Source organism: Micromonospora sp. NPDC004336 (genome assembly GCF_053602615.1).
In genome coordinates this window covers 1-14206 of sequence record NZ_JBSGDY010000067.1, presented here as the reverse complement: position 1 = coordinate 14206, position 14206 = coordinate 1, and the positions used below count along the sequence as shown (strand labels likewise).

The 14206-nt window shown below is 73.8% G+C and carries 17 protein-coding genes; 9 read left to right on the top strand and 8 right to left on the bottom strand.

The window, feature by feature from the left end; genetic code table 11:
- Positions 1–49: 49 nt before the first annotated feature.
- Positions 50–1090, top strand: a complete 1041-nt coding sequence (locus ACWENR_RS16335) for a DUF4192 domain-containing protein (protein WP_452277808.1) — start codon at positions 50–52, stop codon at positions 1088–1090.
- Between the two features lie 38 nt (positions 1091–1128).
- Here ACWENR_RS16335 and ACWENR_RS16330 read toward each other — a convergent pair whose 3' ends face one another.
- Positions 1129–1749 (bottom strand): RloB family protein, encoded by a 621-nt coding sequence (locus ACWENR_RS16330; RefSeq protein ID WP_452277807.1) that lies wholly within the window; start codon positions 1747–1749, stop codon positions 1129–1131.
- Entirely contained in the window at positions 1746–3068 is a 1323-nt protein-coding gene (locus ACWENR_RS16325; protein WP_452277806.1) for an AAA family ATPase, read from the bottom strand. Before ACWENR_RS16325 ends, ACWENR_RS16330 begins: the two co-directional genes overlap by 4 nt.
- 215 nt (positions 3069–3283) lie before the next feature.
- Between ACWENR_RS16325 and ACWENR_RS16320 the strand changes: the two genes are divergently transcribed.
- Entirely contained in the window at positions 3284–4240 is a 957-nt protein-coding gene (locus ACWENR_RS16320; RefSeq protein ID WP_452277805.1) for an acyltransferase domain-containing protein, read from the top strand.
- Here the strand turns inward: ACWENR_RS16320 and ACWENR_RS16315 are convergent.
- Together ACWENR_RS16315 and ACWENR_RS16310 are read right to left on the bottom strand one after the other, a co-directional pair.
- Complete coding sequence (locus ACWENR_RS16315; RefSeq protein WP_452277804.1) at positions 4237–4452, bottom strand: DUF397 domain-containing protein; 216 nt, start codon at positions 4450–4452, stop codon at positions 4237–4239. The two genes, ACWENR_RS16320 and ACWENR_RS16315, sit on opposite strands and share 4 nt — an antisense overlap.
- Positions 4440–5186 carry a DUF5753 domain-containing protein gene (locus tag ACWENR_RS16310; protein WP_452277819.1) on the bottom strand — a complete coding sequence of 249 codons (747 nt, stop codon included), beginning with the start codon at positions 5184–5186 and terminating at the stop codon, positions 4440–4442. The genes ACWENR_RS16315 and ACWENR_RS16310 overlap by 13 nt, the downstream gene beginning before the upstream one ends.
- A 201-nt stretch (positions 5187–5387) precedes the next feature.
- Between ACWENR_RS16310 and ACWENR_RS16305 the strand changes: the two genes are divergently transcribed.
- The 3 genes from ACWENR_RS16305 (at position 5388) to ACWENR_RS16295 (ending at position 6686) form a co-directional block, all read left to right on the top strand.
- Positions 5388–5615, top strand: a complete 228-nt coding sequence (locus ACWENR_RS16305; protein WP_452277803.1) for a hypothetical protein — start codon at positions 5388–5390, stop codon at positions 5613–5615.
- Positions 5612–5860 (top strand): flavin reductase, encoded by a 249-nt coding sequence (locus ACWENR_RS16300; RefSeq protein ID WP_452277802.1) that lies wholly within the window; start codon positions 5612–5614, stop codon positions 5858–5860. The genes ACWENR_RS16305 and ACWENR_RS16300 overlap by 4 nt, the downstream gene beginning before the upstream one ends.
- A 115-nt stretch (positions 5861–5975) precedes the next feature.
- Positions 5976–6686 (top strand): GAP family protein, encoded by a 711-nt coding sequence (locus ACWENR_RS16295; protein WP_452277801.1) that lies wholly within the window; start codon positions 5976–5978, stop codon positions 6684–6686.
- Here ACWENR_RS16295 and fdhD read toward each other — a convergent pair.
- Both fdhD and ACWENR_RS16285 read right to left on the bottom strand, forming a co-directional pair.
- Positions 6676–7530, bottom strand: coding sequence for a formate dehydrogenase accessory sulfurtransferase FdhD (gene fdhD, locus ACWENR_RS16290; protein ID WP_452277800.1), 855 nt, complete (start codon positions 7528–7530; stop codon positions 6676–6678). The two genes, ACWENR_RS16295 and fdhD, sit on opposite strands and share 11 nt — an antisense overlap.
- Before the next feature lie 122 nt (positions 7531–7652).
- Positions 7653–7910, bottom strand: coding sequence for a hypothetical protein (locus ACWENR_RS16285; RefSeq protein WP_452277799.1), 258 nt, complete (start codon positions 7908–7910; stop codon positions 7653–7655).
- Between the two features lie 327 nt (positions 7911–8237).
- Between ACWENR_RS16285 and ACWENR_RS16280 the strand changes: the two genes are divergently transcribed.
- From ACWENR_RS16280 to ACWENR_RS16270, 3 genes are all read left to right on the top strand, one after another.
- Positions 8238–9110, top strand: a complete 873-nt coding sequence (locus ACWENR_RS16280; protein ID WP_452277798.1) for an NTP transferase domain-containing protein — start codon at positions 8238–8240, stop codon at positions 9108–9110.
- Positions 9107–9373, top strand: coding sequence for a DUF6457 domain-containing protein (locus ACWENR_RS16275; RefSeq protein WP_452277797.1), 267 nt, complete (start codon positions 9107–9109; stop codon positions 9371–9373). The genes ACWENR_RS16280 and ACWENR_RS16275 overlap by 4 nt, the downstream gene beginning before the upstream one ends.
- Before the next feature lie 80 nt (positions 9374–9453).
- The gene (locus tag ACWENR_RS16270) at positions 9454–10560 is read left to right on the top strand and encodes a T3SS (YopN, CesT) and YbjN peptide-binding chaperone 1 (protein ID WP_452277796.1); all 1107 of its coding nucleotides are present in this window, start codon (positions 9454–9456) and stop codon (positions 10558–10560) included.
- A gap of 76 nt (positions 10561–10636) precedes the next feature.
- Here the strand turns inward: ACWENR_RS16270 and ACWENR_RS16265 are convergent, their stop codons facing one another.
- Both ACWENR_RS16265 and ACWENR_RS16260 read right to left on the bottom strand, forming a co-directional pair.
- Positions 10637–12514 carry a beta-propeller domain-containing protein gene (locus ACWENR_RS16265; protein WP_452277795.1) on the bottom strand — a complete coding sequence of 626 codons (1878 nt, stop codon included), beginning with the start codon at positions 12512–12514 and terminating at the stop codon, positions 10637–10639.
- Positions 12515–12687: 173 nt separating this feature from the next.
- Complete coding sequence (locus ACWENR_RS16260; RefSeq protein ID WP_452277794.1) at positions 12688–13146, bottom strand: Lrp/AsnC family transcriptional regulator; 459 nt, start codon at positions 13144–13146, stop codon at positions 12688–12690.
- Positions 13147–13205: 59 nt separating this feature from the next.
- Between ACWENR_RS16260 and ddaH the strand changes: the two genes are divergently transcribed.
- The gene (ddaH, locus tag ACWENR_RS16255; RefSeq protein ID WP_452277793.1) at positions 13206–14039 is read left to right on the top strand and encodes a dimethylargininase; all 834 of its coding nucleotides are present in this window, start codon (positions 13206–13208) and stop codon (positions 14037–14039) included.
- The last annotated feature ends 167 nt before the right edge of the window (positions 14040–14206 follow it).

Sequence of the window (14206 nt, the reverse complement as noted above, 5' to 3'; positions counted from 1 at the left end):
CGTCCACAGGGGCGGCGAGCGGCCCGGCCCGGGTCGCAGGCTGCCAGCCATGACCCCGACCGACCGTCCCCGCCTCACCGTCCGCTCCCCGGCCGACCTCATCGCCGCCGTGCCCTACCTGCTCGGCTTCCATCCGACCGACAGCGTCGTCGTGGTGGCGATGCGGGCCCGCCGGATCACCTTCGCCGCCCGCGCCGACCTGCCCGACCTCGCCGACCCGGGCGACGCCGCCCGGCACCTCGCCGGCGTCGTCGCCCGGCAGTGCGCCGAGACCGCCACCGTCGTGGGCTACGGCCCGGCCGCCCGGGTCACCCCGGCGGTCGACGCCGTGCGCGCCGCGCTGACCGGGGCCGGGCTGCCCGTGCTCGACGCCCTCCGCGTCACCGGGGGCCGCTACTGGTCGTACGTCTGCACCGAGCCGGAGTGCTGCCCGCCGGAGGGCAGGCCCTTCGACGCCGGCGTCAGCGAGGTCAGCGCGGCGGCCGTCTTCGCCGGCCAGGTCGCCCTGCCCGACCGGGCCGCCCTCGTCGCGCAGGTCGCCCCGGTCACCGGTCCGGCCCGCTCGGCCGTACGCCGGGCCACCGCCCGCGCCGAGCGGCGCCTGGCGGCCCTGCTGCACCGGGCCCCGACGGCGGACCTGCGCAGCGGGCGGGCGGTCCGGGCCACCGGGGCGGCGGCCGTACGCGGCGCGCTGCGCCGGCACCGGCGGGGGCAGCCGCTCGGCGACGACGAGGTGGCCTGGCTCAGCCTGCTGCTGACCCACGTGCCGGTACGCGACCACGCCTGGGAACGCACCGACGGGCGCGACGAGGACATCGCGCTCTGGGCCGACGTGCTGCGCCGAGCCGAGCCGGAGCTGACCGCCGCGCCGGCCGCGTTGCTGGCGTTCGCGGCCTGGCGGGCGGGGCAGGGCGCGCTGGCGGCGGTGGCCCTGGAGCGGGGCCTGGCCGAGCACCCCGACTACCCGCTTGCGCTGCTCCTCGACGACCTGCTGCGCCGGGGCGTGCCACCGTCCGAGCTGGACGGCTGGCCGGCCGTCGACACCCCGGGCGTCGTACGCCGCAGGCGCAGCCGGGGCGGCCCCCGGTGAGCGGGCCGACGCGCACGGCTCGACGGCTCGTTCGCCGCCTACCCCTGCTCTATCGCTCGCAGGAAGTGGTGCATCCCGGAAGCCGGATTGTCGTTTGGGAAGGCGGTGCCGTTGCGTAGGTGGGACTGCTCCAGACGTTCGGCTCGGCGAGCTGCCTGCCGCCGTAACGGCATGTAGACGGCACTGTCGATGCTCTTCCCGGCTCGGCCGTCAAGCTTGCGGCTCAGACTCTCCGCATCGGCGGTGCTGACGAACTTCGTGAAGTCGCGGTGATGCAGGATGAGCCAGAGCTCGAAGCAGGGGTTCGAGATGACCAGACCGATACCTTTGGCCTGGGCGAGCTGCCTGGCGTCGAACAGGTTCGGATGGTTCTTCGGCCACTCGGTGTCGAATATGCACCAGCATTCGTCCACCTCCGGGTCGGCGAGTCGGTCCGCTGCCATCCTCACCAGGGTGAGTGGGACACCCTGGTGCGGGTGCAGTTCCAGGTTCAGGGCAGTGTTGCCCGCTACCTCGGGTAGCCTCTTCAATCCGTTGATGTAGTCCGGCTCGGAGTTCTTACCTTCGCAGAACACGACGACCGTGCGTAGTTCTCGGCGGCTGGCGATCGTCCGTTTCAGGGACTTCGCCCCACGACGGCGTTGTCTGATCGTCGTCAACCGATCAGACCTAGCGCTCGTAGGAACTCGGCCTGGTCGACCTGGGGAAGTGCGCCAAATCGGCCATGCAGGTAGGCGTTCTCCAGGTTCTGCGATTTGCGTACCCGCTCGCCGGCGAACTCAGCGAGCGCACCGAGCCGGGTGGAGCCGTCGATCCGCTTCTCGGTGAGCCAGACCTCGTCCCGGTTGAGATGGTTGAGCAGGCTGGTGTCGTGGGAGGTGAAGACGAGCTGTGCTCCGTGGGGATTCGTGACGGGGCTGCGGAAGACGCGGAGGAGCTCTGCGGACAGGGTCGGATGCAGGCTGGCGTCCAATTCGTCGAAGATGACGATCGATCCGGACTGTAGTGCTGTCAACACGGGGCCGATCAGCCCGAACCACGTTCTCGTTCCTTCCGACTCCGCCATGAAGTCGAGCGGCGCGAAGTCGTCGCCGGACCGGTGGACGAGACGTAGTCGACGTTGGGTCCGGGTTTCACCCGAGTTGGCGTAGACCACTTCCTGCTCGTCGACGACGACGTCCTGGATGCCCAGGTCAGCAAGTCGTAGCAGCGCCAACGCCTGTTCGCGCCTGCTCAACGTGGGCCATCTGCCTTCCTCGTCGTCCCCGAGGGCGAAGAGTGAGGGCTGGTCGTCGTCCGGACCGTCGAACCAGCGGCCCGTGTCGGTCCTGCTCGAGAGCCGTCGATTCGACTTCAGGAGGCTGCTCAGGAAAGAGGCACCAGGACGGCCGCGACGCGGTGCCTGACCGAGCACCTGGATGCGGAGGATGCCCTTGGCGAAGTCCGATACGAGCGGTTCCTCGAACCGCCGTGCGACAGACAGCGCGAGCGTCCGCTCGGTGAGGAGTTCCCGGGTACCAGACAAGGCTCCGAGGCCGCGCTGGAGCTTGAGGTCGGAGCCCTCACGCTCGAAGATCCGGCGGCGCTTCTTCTCCGGATAGTGGAAAAGGCCCTCGTACAGGACCTGGCTGGCGTCAATCTCCAAGACGTACTCGAAGCGCACACCGTCGACCGTCGTCTCGATGACGAACTCGCTGGACCTGGCCGGCCCTGTCCCGAAGGCGAAGGGCTCCAGCGGAATGTCGTCCTCCCACAGTCGGACCGAATCCTCTACGGCGTCCCGCAACCAGGCGAGTGCGCCGACGACGTTCGACTTGCCGGACGCGTTCGGTCCGTAGACCGCAGCGAGTGTCAGGAGGCTCTCACCGATGCGGGGCACCTCCCGGGCTGCCTCGCGATCGCGGTCCACAGCCACCATCGACAGCTCGACACCCTTGGCTATCGACCGGTAGTTGCTGGCCTCGAACCTGATCAGCACGGGGTCACGTTACCCCACTCTTGAGCGCTGTCATCGCCGACACATCGTCAATTCTTGACGGAATCGGTCGTCAAGCTGCAGCTTGGGCGACGACAAGCCGTAGGAACGGGCGTCCATGACCGGCGCGACGTGTGGGCGGAGCCGGCCGCCGCAGCGGAATCCGCCCGAGCGGCACGGGACGTCGAAGACACCGGCCGGCCGGTAGGGTCGGCCGCGTGGACCTGGACGACACCGCCGCCCGGCTGGGGGTGCCCGTCGAGGACGTCGAGCGCGTGCACCGGCTCGCCGGTGACGGGCCGTCGGCCCCGATGCCCGCCAAGGCCGACGCGCCCGCGCTCCTCGACCGGCTCGCGGTGCGGCCGGACGACGCCGCCGAGATCATGGCGGGCTGGCCCGATCCCGGCTCTCCGCTGTGGACGCCCGAGCTGCGCTGGCTGCTCGACCGCTCGATCGCGCTGGTCCGCGCCGACCTCGGGGGCCACAACTGGCTGTTGCCCGGCCCTGAGCTGCCGCGCGACCGGGGCCCCGCCTGGCGGCATCTCTACGTGTACGCCTACCTGGCCCTGGTCGACGTCGTCCGGGGATACCACCGCGACCACGGCATCCCCGACGCCGTGTCCTGGGCGACCCTCGCCGACCTGGGCCGCAACCTCGCGATCGACCGGCGGATGCGCCGCGAGGGCTGGCCGGTCATGCAGAGCTGGCTCACCCTGCACGCGCGCGGCGGCCTCTACGAGCTGGGCCGGCTGCAATACCAGCGCGGCGGCACCGCCCTCGACCTGCACATCCCCGAGTCGGGGCCGATGACCCCGGAGGCGGTCGCGGCGTCGCTCGACGAGGCCCGCGCGTTCTTCCCGCGCCATTTTCCCGACGAGCACTACACGGCGTTCGCCTGCGGCTCGTGGCTGCTCGACCCGCAACTGCTGGAATACCTGCCCGAGGATTCCAACATCGTCCGGTTCCAGCGGATGTTCGAGCTGGAACCCTACGAGGAGCCGGAGGGGTTGGACGCCGACGTCGAGGTGCTGCGGTTCGTGTTCCGCAGCCTGACCACGCCGCTCGACCGGCTGCCGCGCCGCACCGTGCTCCAGCGCGCGATCGTCGACCACCTCGCGGCCGGGCGGCACTGGCAGATCCGCCGGGGCAGGTTCCCGATCGGGCCCCGCCCCTAGCTCGGCTGTCGGCTCGGCGGGAGGCACCGATCCAGCCGGGTGACGAAGGCGCGCCACGCCGCCGGCGCGAAGGTGAGCGCCGGGCCGGACGGGTCCTTGGAGTCGCGGACGGCCACGACGCCAGGAAGATTGCCGGCGACCTCGACGCAGTTGCCGCCGTTGGAGCTGCTGCGGGTGCTCTTGCGCCAACGGGCGCCGGTCAGGTCAGCCATGCTCGCGCTCTCAAGAAGTCGATGGACTGGTCTCGCGGAAGCGCTACCGACCTCACGGTATCCCAGACCGCCCGGAGTGGAGCAACGTCGTTTGTGATGCGCCCGGCGGCCTGGTCGTCCAGGTAGCCGACATCTTCGCCATCCATTGTGGTGGCTATGACGAACGGCCCGGCCTGACCGGGATGCAGCCCCGCGCCGAGCGGGATGACGTGCACCATCACGTGCGGTCGCTGAGCCATCGTCGCGAGGTGATCAAGCTGCGGATGCATGATGTCGGGGTCGCCTCGACGCAGGGCCGCCTCGTCGATGACGAAGACTGCCAGCGGCGAGCGGGAGCGTTCGAAGACGGCGGCCTGTCGCCGTAGGCGCGTTTCGACGTGGGTCGCGGCGTCCGCGATCAGCGGACCGCTCATGAGGACCGCGCGGGCGTAGGCCTCTGTCTGTAACAGCCCTGGGATGACGGATGACTCGTAGCACCGAAGGCCGACCGCCTCGCGCTCGATGTCGGTCCACGGCCGGAACCAGGCTGGTTCGCGTGGCCGCAGAACGTCCGGCCACAGCTCGACAACGTCCTTCTTGAGGATCGCGGCCACCTGGGCCCGATGGCGGGTCTGGGGAATCCGTCCGTGGCTTACCCACCGCGCGGCGGTTTTCGGGTCGACACCGATTTGAGCAGCGAGGCTCTCCGCCGTCTCGCCCACCTCGGCCATGGCTGCCCGTACGGCCTGGTTCATCCCGCGCCTCTCGTCGAACGTCCCGAACATCCGAATCACATACTGCAACGCAGTGTGTTCGATTCACAACCCTCGGCAAGGTGGGTGTCGTGGCGGCGCGGTCGGTGGAGGCGGTGACCCGGCGGCCGCGTCAGCGGGGGTCGTCCCGACGGGGAGGGCGGGGCGACCCCGGTCCAAGGCACGCACGAGGGAGGGTTCGCCGTGGTGCACCTGGCGGCAGGCATGACGATCCGCGTCCCCGAGGACGCGTACCGCTTCGGCACCGGGCCGCTGATCCTGGCCGTCACCGAGGTGATCAGTCGGGGCCCGTTCGAGGGGCACGAGTGGGCCGAGCTGCGCGGCCACGGCGTACGCGAGGACGGCACGCGGGCCCCCCGCGAACGCTTCGCGTTCGTCCGCGTCGACCGGGTCCGGGTGGTGGACCGGTGAGCCGCCGGCGCGAGCACCTGCCCACCCGGCCCACCTGGCGGTGTGCGGCCTGCGGCATCGCCTGGCCGTGTTCGGCGGCGAAGCTGCGGCTGCTCGCCGAGTACCGGACGGACCGGCCGGCGCTGCTGGTTCACCTGGCGACCCTCCAGGCCGAGGCGGGCGAGCAGCTCGCGGCGCTGGACCGCGCCCCGACGCCGGGCGACCTGACCGACCGTTTCACCTCGTGGGCGCGGGCGCGCGGATAGCCGGCGCGGCGCGGGTCCCTCGAAGGATGTAGCCGACGTTCGTCCCGCGGGGCGACCCGACCGGCTCCGCGCCGGCCGAGAATGATCACATGCCGCTACTCCTGCATGGTCCGGCATGAGCGCCGGACTGCTCCTCTCGCTCGCGGGCCTGGCCCTGGTCGACAGCACCAGCATCGGCACGCTCTTCATCCCGGTCTGGCTGCTGCTGGCTCCCGGCAGGGTCAGCGTCGGACGGATCCTGGCCTACCTCGGCACGATCACCGCGTTCTACTTCGCCGTCGGGCTGGTGCTGGTCCTCGGCGGCGCCCGGCTGGCCGACGTACTCGGCGGGGCGATGGACAACCGGCCGGTGCTCTGGGCGCAGCTCGCCCTCGGGGTCGGCCTGTTCGCGCTGAGTTTCCGCTACGACGGCAAGCGCCGCCCGCGCGGCGGCGGGGTGCTGCGGTGGCGGGACCGGGTCGCCGGCGGGAACTCCTCGGTGCGCTGGCTGGTCGGGCTGGCGCTGCTCGCGGCGCTCGCCGAGGTGGCGACGATGCTGCCGTACCTCGGCGCGGTCGGCCTGCTGACCACCTCCGGGCTCGGCGCGGGGAGCGTGGTGGGCCTGCTCGCCGGCTACTGCCTGGTGATGGTGCTGCCGGCGGTGCTGCTGCTGGCCGCCCGGGTGGCCTGGCCGAGGCTGGTCGAGCCGGTGCTGGCCCGGCTCAACGCCTGGATCGCGCGCAGTTCCGGCGGCATGCTGGGCTGGATCTTCGGCATCGCCGGGTTCCTGCTGGCCCGGGACGCCGCCGTCCGGCTGGGGCTGTTCGACACGTGGATCAGGTTGTGACCCGCCGGGGATGGGCGTAGACGTTCATGGCCCGGTCGCGTAGGAAGCCGACCAGCGTCAGCCCGGCCTCCTCGGCCAGTTCCGCCGCCAGGGTGCTCGGCGCGGAGACCGCCGCCAGCAGCGGCGCGCCCGCCATCCACGCCTTCTGGGTCAGCTCGAAGCTCGCCCGCCCGGAGACCAGCAGCACGTGCCCGGCCAGCGGCAGCCGCCGCTCGCGGACCGCCCAGCCGACCACCTTGTCGACGGCGTTGTGCCGGCCGACGTCCTCGCGCAGCACGACCAGCTCGCCGTCGGCCGTGAACAGGCCCGCCGCGTGCAGCCCGCCCGTGCGGTCGAAGCCGCGCTGCGCCGCGCGTAGCCGCTGCGGCAGTTCGGCCAGGACCGCCGCCGGCACCGTCAGCGGGTCGTCGCCCACCGCGAAGAGCGATCGGGTACGCACCGCGTCGATGCTCGCCTTGCCGCACACCCCACAGGCGCTGGTGGTGTGGAAGTACCGGGTCGGGTCGGCGGCCGGCTCGGGCACGCCGGGGGCCAGCACCACGTCCACCACGTTGTACGTGTTGGGCGTCTCCGCGCCGGCGCAGAGCTGCGCGGTGTGCACGTCGTCGGCGGAGCGGATCAGCCCCTCGGTCAGCAGGAAGCCGATCGCCAGGTCGAGGTCGTCGCCGGGCGTACGCATGGTGACGGCGAGCGGGCGTCGCCGGCCGGGGCCGGCCGGGCCGACCCGGATCTCCAGCGGCTCCTCCACGGCGAGGCTGTCCTGCCGGCGTACCGAGGGGCGGCCGGTCGCCGCCGCGTCGAGGTCGATGCGGAGCACGCCGCGCCGGTCAGTAGCCCGTCCCATCCCGCCATCCTGCACCCCGGGGCCGGGGCGGCGCGCGGCGACGGTCGACAGCCGGCCGGACCGGCTCACCGGCCACGAGGGCGACACCGTCGGCGCCCTCGTGGCCGGTGAACGGTGCGTCGTCAGGCCCTGGTGCGGACGAGGAACGAGTAGCCGATGTGCTTCGTGCCGTCCCAGTTGTACATCTTGTAGCAGGGCCCGGGCGAGGTCCACGAGCTGACGTACGACGGCCGGGCCGCGTTGCAGGCCTTCAGCGTCGAGTAGAGCGGGCTGGTGTAGTCGGCGTGGGCGGGCGCGGCCAGGCCGAGCACACCACCGCCGGCCACCGCCGCAACCACCGCGAGGCTGCGGAGGCGGGGGCGGCGCAGAGTCTTCGCCATCTGTTGTTACTCCCTTGTCTCGCCTCGACCCGTGCCTGGCCGAGGGATGTCACCTGGCCGGCGGGACGCCGACGGCGGGCCCCACGCGGGCGCCCGTGCTGCCGCCGGTGATTCCCCGCACGACCCTGGCGTCGCCCATGATCGCATGTGGATGCACGCCGCCCCCGGGGTCGCTTTCGGCCGGCTCGCCCGGCCTCGGTCGGGTTCCCGCTCCGCGACGGCGGTGCCGCCGGCCGGTCGTTCCGCCGCTCCCGGCGGGTCGTTCCGCCGCTCCCGGCCGGTCGTTCCGCCGCTCCCGGCGGGGAGTGGGCCGGCTACCGTGGCCGGGTGGACGCGTACGCGGCGGTGGTGCTGGCGGGTGGGGCCGCCCGGCGGATGGGGGGCCTGGACAAGCCCGCCCGGCCGGTCGGTGGCCGACCCATGCGGGACCGCGTGCTGGCCGCCGTCGCCGACGCCGCCCCGCGCGTCGTCGTCGGCCCGCCGGCGGTGGTGCCCGCCGGGGTGCGGGTGACCCGGGAGGAGCCGCCGGGCGGCGGGCCGGTCGCCGCCGTCGCGGCCGGGCTGGCCCTGGTCGACGCCGGTACGCCGGTGGTCGCCCTGCTCGCCGCCGACCTGCCGCTGCTCACCCGCGCCGCCGTCGGCGCGCTGCTCGACCGGCTCGACGCCGACCACGACGGGGCCTGCTTCGTCGACGACGAGGGACGCCGGCAGACGCTCTGCGGGGTGTGGCGGGCGGCCCCGCTGCGCGCCGCCCTGGCCCGCCTCGCCGCCGACCGCGCCGCCGCCGACCGCGCCGCCGCCGAGCGGGCTCCCGCCGAGCGGGCTCCCGTCGAGCGCGCCGCCGCCGACCGCCCCGCCGCCGCCGACCGCGCCGCCGCCGTCGACCGCGCCGCCGCCGTCGACCGCGCCGCCGCCGTCGACCGCGCCGCCGCCGTCGACCGCGCCGCCGTCGCCGAGCGCGCCGCCGCCGTCGACCGCGCCGCCGCCGCCGAGCGGACTCTCGCCGAGCGGGACGGTGCCGCCGGGGACGGTGCCGTCGCCGGGCCGGGTCGGGCCGCGCCGCTCGCCGGAGCCCCGATCCGGGCGCTGCTCGCCGGGCTGCGGGTCCGCGACGTGCCGTGGACCGGTGCCGGCCCGCCGCCCTGGTTCGACTGCGACACTGACGAGGACGTACGCCGGGCGGAGGAGTGGGCACGATGACGGTGATGGACGACTGGGTGACGGCGGCCTGTGCCGAGCTGGGCCTCGACCCCGCCCAGGTGCCGGTGCCGGCCGTGCTCGACCTGGCCAAGGACGTGGCGCACCAGGTGCTGCGCCCGGGCGCGCCCGTCACCGCGTACCTCCTCGGGCTCGCGGTCGGCCGGGGCGCGGACCCGGCCGGCGCGGCGGCCCGGCTCAGCGCGCTGGCCGCCTCCTGGCCGGTCGAGCTCGGCGGCGAGCGGCCCGGCGAGGGTCCCGCCTGACCGCCGTTGTCCGATCGGTGTCGGCCTGATTCGTCCCGCTGCTTCCGTGGGTAGGGTGACCTGGACGGACGGAGGCGATCATGACGGTTGACCACCCCTCGGCGCCGCACGGAGACTCGCCCGGCACCCTGCCGGCGCACCACGAGCCGATCCTGCTCGACGAGCCCACCACGGCTGACCTGCGGGCGAAGGTGACCCAGGCGTGGCGGGAGTTCGCGCGGGCGCTGGCCGAGCGGTTGGGTGCGCTGCCGATGGGCACGCACGTCGAGCTGACCCTCGACCCCACCGCCTCCGGCACCGGCGACGCCGTCTACTCCGTCAGCATCGACGTCGGCGAGGACGGCAGGCTGGCCGCCCGCGCCGTCGGCAACGCCACCCTGCCGCAGGGCTACCGGCTGGACCGGGCCGCGGTGGCGGACATGATCGCGCTCGGCTGGTCGCCGCCGGGCGTGGTGGAGGGCTCCGGCGAGCACTTCGGGCTGGACGGCAGCGTCGCCGACGCGACCCGGCTGGCGGCCCTGCTCACCCGGACGCTGCGCGACGTCTACGGCGCGCCGCACCCCGCCTTCCTCGTCTACCTGATCCACGACGCCGAGGGCGAGCCGCTGCCGGTGGAGCCGCTGGGCACCGCGCGCAGCGAGTTCGGGCCGGACCGCGACGTCGAGGCCGACCTGGACGAGGCGCTCGCCGCGGCGAGCGCCGCCCAGGCCCCGGAGGGCGACGTGGCCGCGCTCGCCGAGCGGGTGCGCACCGTCGTCTCGACCATGCTCAAGTCGGAGCCGGACCGGTTGCAGGTCGACTCCGACGGCGACATCAACATCCGCGCCGGCTCGGCGATGGTCTTCGTCCGGGTCCGCGACAATCCGCCGCTGGTGGACGTCTTCTCCCCGGTGCTCACCGAGGTCGAGCCGACCGAGCGGCTCTACGTGAAGCTCTCCGAGCTGACCAACCGGATGCCGATCGGCCGGCTCTACTGCGCCGACGACACCGTGTGGGCGTCCATCCCCGTCTTCGGCCGCAACTTCCAGGCCACCCACCTCATGCTCGCCGTGCAGGTGATGACGGGGCTCGCCGACGAGCTGGACGACCGACTGCACGGCGAGTTCGGCGGGAAGCGCTTCTTCGGCGAGGGCGACAAGCCGGTCCGGCGCGAGCAGGGCGAGCACCGCACCGGCATGTACCTCTGACCACCCTCCCCCCGACGGTGGCGGGTGAGGCCCGGAAACCCCGAGAAACCGGGCCCCACCCGCCGGGGAGGGAGGATCAGGTCACGGGGAGCCAGTCGAGGCTCCGCGCGGTCGCCGGGTCGGTGGCCCGCAGGCCCGCGTCCGAGACGGTCCAGAGCACGTCGCCCACCAGCAGCGACCGGGTCACCGCGGCCGGGTCGCCCGGGTGGGACACCGTGCCGACCTCGCTGATGTCGGTCCCGGTCACCCGCAGCAGGCGTACGTCGTCGCCGACCGGGAGGGCGACCAGCCCCGTCTCCGGACGGTGCAGGAAGGCGTGCGGGTCGTACTCCAGCGCGGAGTAGGCCCGGGGCACGTGCCACTGGTCGAGTCGGGTCGGCCGGGCCGGGTCGCGTACGTCGAACAGGGAGACCTGGACGCCCTGCGTCCGCCCCCGCCGGTCGGCCTCCTGGCCCACGCCGAGCAGCCGCCCCTCCGGCAGCGGGTGCAGGTACGCCGAGTAGCCGGTGATCTTCAGCTCGCCGGTGACCCGGGGCGCGGTCGGGTCGGTCAGGTCGACCGCGTAGAGCGGGTCGGTCCGCCGGAACGTGACCACGTACGCGGACCCGCCGAGGAAGCGCACCGACCAGATCCGCTCGCCCGGGCCCAGGCCGCCGACCGAGCCCGTCCGCACCAGGGTGTCGCCGTCGCGGCGCAGCACCGACACGGCGGACTCGGACGTCGGGCGGGCGGCCCACGGTTCGCCGGTGGTGGTGGCGACCCGCAGGTGCCCCTGCCACTCGGAGAGGGCGTACTGGTTGACGAGCGAGCCCGGCACCGTGCCGGCGGCGACGTAGCGCGGACGCCCCGGCGCGGCGGTGTCGAACTGGTAGATCTCGGTGACCTGCCTGCCGGGGGACCGGTCCCAGCGCAGCGAGCCCGGGCGGCCGGTGGTCGGCCGCTCGCCCGCCAGGTAGAGGCTCGCGCCGGTGCCGTAGACCGTGGTGGCGTCGGCGGCGACGCTGACCGGGTCGCCGTCGCCGAGCCGGTCGGTGGCCAGGTCGAAGCTCAGCACGGTCAGCATCGACGTGCCGGACCACGCGGGCGGGCGGCTCAGCCGGTCGCAGCCGACCCGGCCGGTGTGCCGCTGGGTGCCGGACGTCCACTCGTACGCCGGCAGCCACGCCGCCACCCCGGCCCGGTCGACGACCTGGCGGTTCGCGGCCGTCCGGGACTCCTCGGTGCCACGTTCGAGGTGCGGGAACTCCAGCCAGGGCCGGCTACGGACCACGACGCGCGCGGTGGAGCCGCTCTGCCGGGCGTCGACCAGGTCGCCCTCCATGCGGTAGGTGCCGAGCACGCGCGGCGCGCCCGCGAGGTCGACCAGGGCCAGGTGGGACGCGGCCACGCCCGCCGGCATCCGCCTTCCCGGCATCGGCATCGCCGGCTCCCGGAGCGTGCTGGCCCGGGTGAGCACCAGCGCGCGGTCGCCGTGCAGCAGCAGGGTCTGCTCCCCCCACCCCGGATCCGGCAGCGCCCGGCCGAGGTCGAGGCGGCCGGTCTCCCGCCGAGCGGCCGGGTCCACCACCCGCAGCAGCCCCCGGTGGACCGTGACGATCCGCCGCCCGTCGGTCTTGACCAGGTCGGGCTCGTCCGCGCCGACCTCGTGGTTGTTGGTGGTGGAGTGCTCCGGGGCGGCCGCGGCGGACGCCCGCGCGCCGGCCTCGGCCTTGGGCAGGCCACCGAACGCGGTACGCCAGCCGTCGGCGAAGCCCCACGGGCCGACGGACGCCCGCGCGGCGGCCCGCAGCCCGTCCAGCGCCTCGGCGCAGGAGTCGAAGGAGACCAGCCGCGGCGCGAACGGCCGGTGGCTCGGCGGTGGGTCACCGGGCAACGGCGGCGGGACGGCGCTCCCGCCGAGCAGGGTGAGGGCGGCCAGCGTGCCGCCGGCCAGTAGGTACGCTCCCCGTGTCATGGCCGGTTCGACGCGCCGGCCCGGCGCACGGTTCCGTCCCGCCCCGCCCCCGCCGCTGGCCCACGCGATCTTGCGCTTCCTGCCCTCGATTTGCGACGAACGTCCATCATGTCGGGGCACAAAGTGCAAGATCGCCGAAGACGGGGAGGGCGGAAGGAGGGCGGCGGGCCGGGTCAGCCGGTGGAGGGGCCGACGCCCGGGGACTCGACCAGGCGGGACAGCACGATGGTGCTGCGGGTGGAGGTCACGAAGGGTTCCGCCCGCAGCCGCTCCAGCGCCGCCTCCAGGTGCGCGATGTCGGCCGCGCGCAGGTGCACCAGCGCGTCGGCCTCGCCCGAGACGGTGTACGCGCCCACCACCTCCGGGTGCCGGCGGGTCGCCACCCCGATCTGGGCCGGGGTGGTCCGGCCGGCGCAGAACAACTCGACGAACGCCTCGGTGGTCCAACCGACGGCGGCCGGGTCGACGACCGCCGTGAAGCCCCGGATCACCCCCGTGGAGCGCAGCCGGTCGACCCGCCTCTTGACCGCCGGGGCGGAGAGCGAGACCCGTTGCCCGATGTCCGCGTACGAGGCTCGGGCGTCCGCGACGAGCAACGCAATGATCCGCTGGTCTACGGCATCTATCTGCAACGTTCCGCCTCTGGGAAGCAACGGTTGTGGCTGTTACCAAAGTTCCACGGTACCTACCCTTGGTCACCGTGAACCAGCAGCGAGTCCCGCGAAAGCGGACATATCTCATGTGCTCGCCCGAGCACTTCGCGGTCGAGTACGCGATCAACCCGTGGATGGACGTGACCACCCCGGTCGACCCGGAGCTGGCGGTCAAGCAGTGGGACCGACTGCGGGAGACCCTCGTGGGTCTCGGCCACGAGGTGCACCTGCTGACGCCCGAGCCGGGCCTGCCCGACATGGTCTTCGCGGCCAACGGCGCGTTCGTGGTCGACGGCATCGTCTACGGCGCGCAGTTCAAGCACGAGCAGCGGACCGCCGAGGCCGCCGCGCACCGGGCGTTCTACGAGTCGCGGGGCTGGCGGTTCATCGCGCCGAGCGAGACCAACGAGGGCGAGGGCGACTTCGCGTACCTGCCGGAGGCGCACGGCGGGCTGGTCCTCGCCGGGCACGGCTTCCGCACCGAGCTGCCGGCGCACGCCGAGGCGCAGGAGGCGATCGGCCGCCCGGTGGTGTCGCTGCGCCTGGTCGACCCGCGCTTCTACCACCTGGACGTGGCGCTCGCCTCGATCGACGACGAGAACGTCGTCTACTACCCGGGCGCCTTCTCGGCGGCCAGCCAGAAGGTGCTCGCCCAGCTCTTCCCCGACGCGGTGGTCGCGGACGACGAGGACGCGCTGGCCTTCGGCCTGAACCTGGTCAGCGACGGGCTCAACGTCGTGCTCAACAGCGAGGCGACGCGGCTGGCCGGGAAGCTGAAGGCGGCCGGTTACCACCCGGTCCCGGTCGAGCTGGCCGAGCTGAAGAAGGGCGGCGGCAGCGTCAAGTGCTGCATCGCCGAGCTGCGCCACTGAGCGAGCCGAGCTGCGCCACTGCGCGAGCCCGAGCCGAGCTGCGCCACCGAGCGAGCCGAGCCGAGCTACGCCACCGAGCCGAGCCGCACCGGGCCGCCCGCCGTGCCCGGTACGACGAAGGGGTCGGCCTCCCGTCCGGGAGGCCGGCCCCGGCCTGGTCGTGCGGG

Excerpts from the sequence above, each read along its gene's own strand:
- ACWENR_RS16295 (WP_452277801.1), top strand. The coding sequence starts at position 5,976 with ATGAGCGCCGGACTGCTCCTCTCGCTCGCGGGCCTGGCCCTGGTCGAC.
- ACWENR_RS16285 (WP_452277799.1), bottom strand. The coding sequence starts at position 7,910 with ATGGCGAAGACTCTGCGCCGCCCCCGCCTCCGCAGCCTCGCGGTGGTT.
- ACWENR_RS16270 (WP_452277796.1), top strand. The coding sequence starts at position 9,454 with ATGACGGTTGACCACCCCTCGGCGCCGCACGGAGACTCGCCCGGCACC.
- ACWENR_RS16275 (WP_452277797.1), top strand. The coding sequence starts at position 9,107 with ATGACGGTGATGGACGACTGGGTGACGGCGGCCTGTGCCGAGCTGGGC.
- ACWENR_RS16310 (WP_452277819.1), bottom strand. The coding sequence starts at position 5,186 with ATGAACCAGGCCGTACGGGCAGCCATGGCCGAGGTGGGCGAGACGGCG.
- fdhD (WP_452277800.1), bottom strand. The coding sequence starts at position 7,530 with ATGGGACGGGCTACTGACCGGCGCGGCGTGCTCCGCATCGACCTCGAC.
- ACWENR_RS16335 (WP_452277808.1), top strand. The coding sequence starts at position 50 with ATGACCCCGACCGACCGTCCCCGCCTCACCGTCCGCTCCCCGGCCGAC.
- ACWENR_RS16265 (WP_452277795.1), bottom strand. The coding sequence starts at position 12,514 with ATGACACGGGGAGCGTACCTACTGGCCGGCGGCACGCTGGCCGCCCTC.
- ACWENR_RS16315 (WP_452277804.1), bottom strand. The coding sequence starts at position 4,452 with ATGGCTGACCTGACCGGCGCCCGTTGGCGCAAGAGCACCCGCAGCAGC.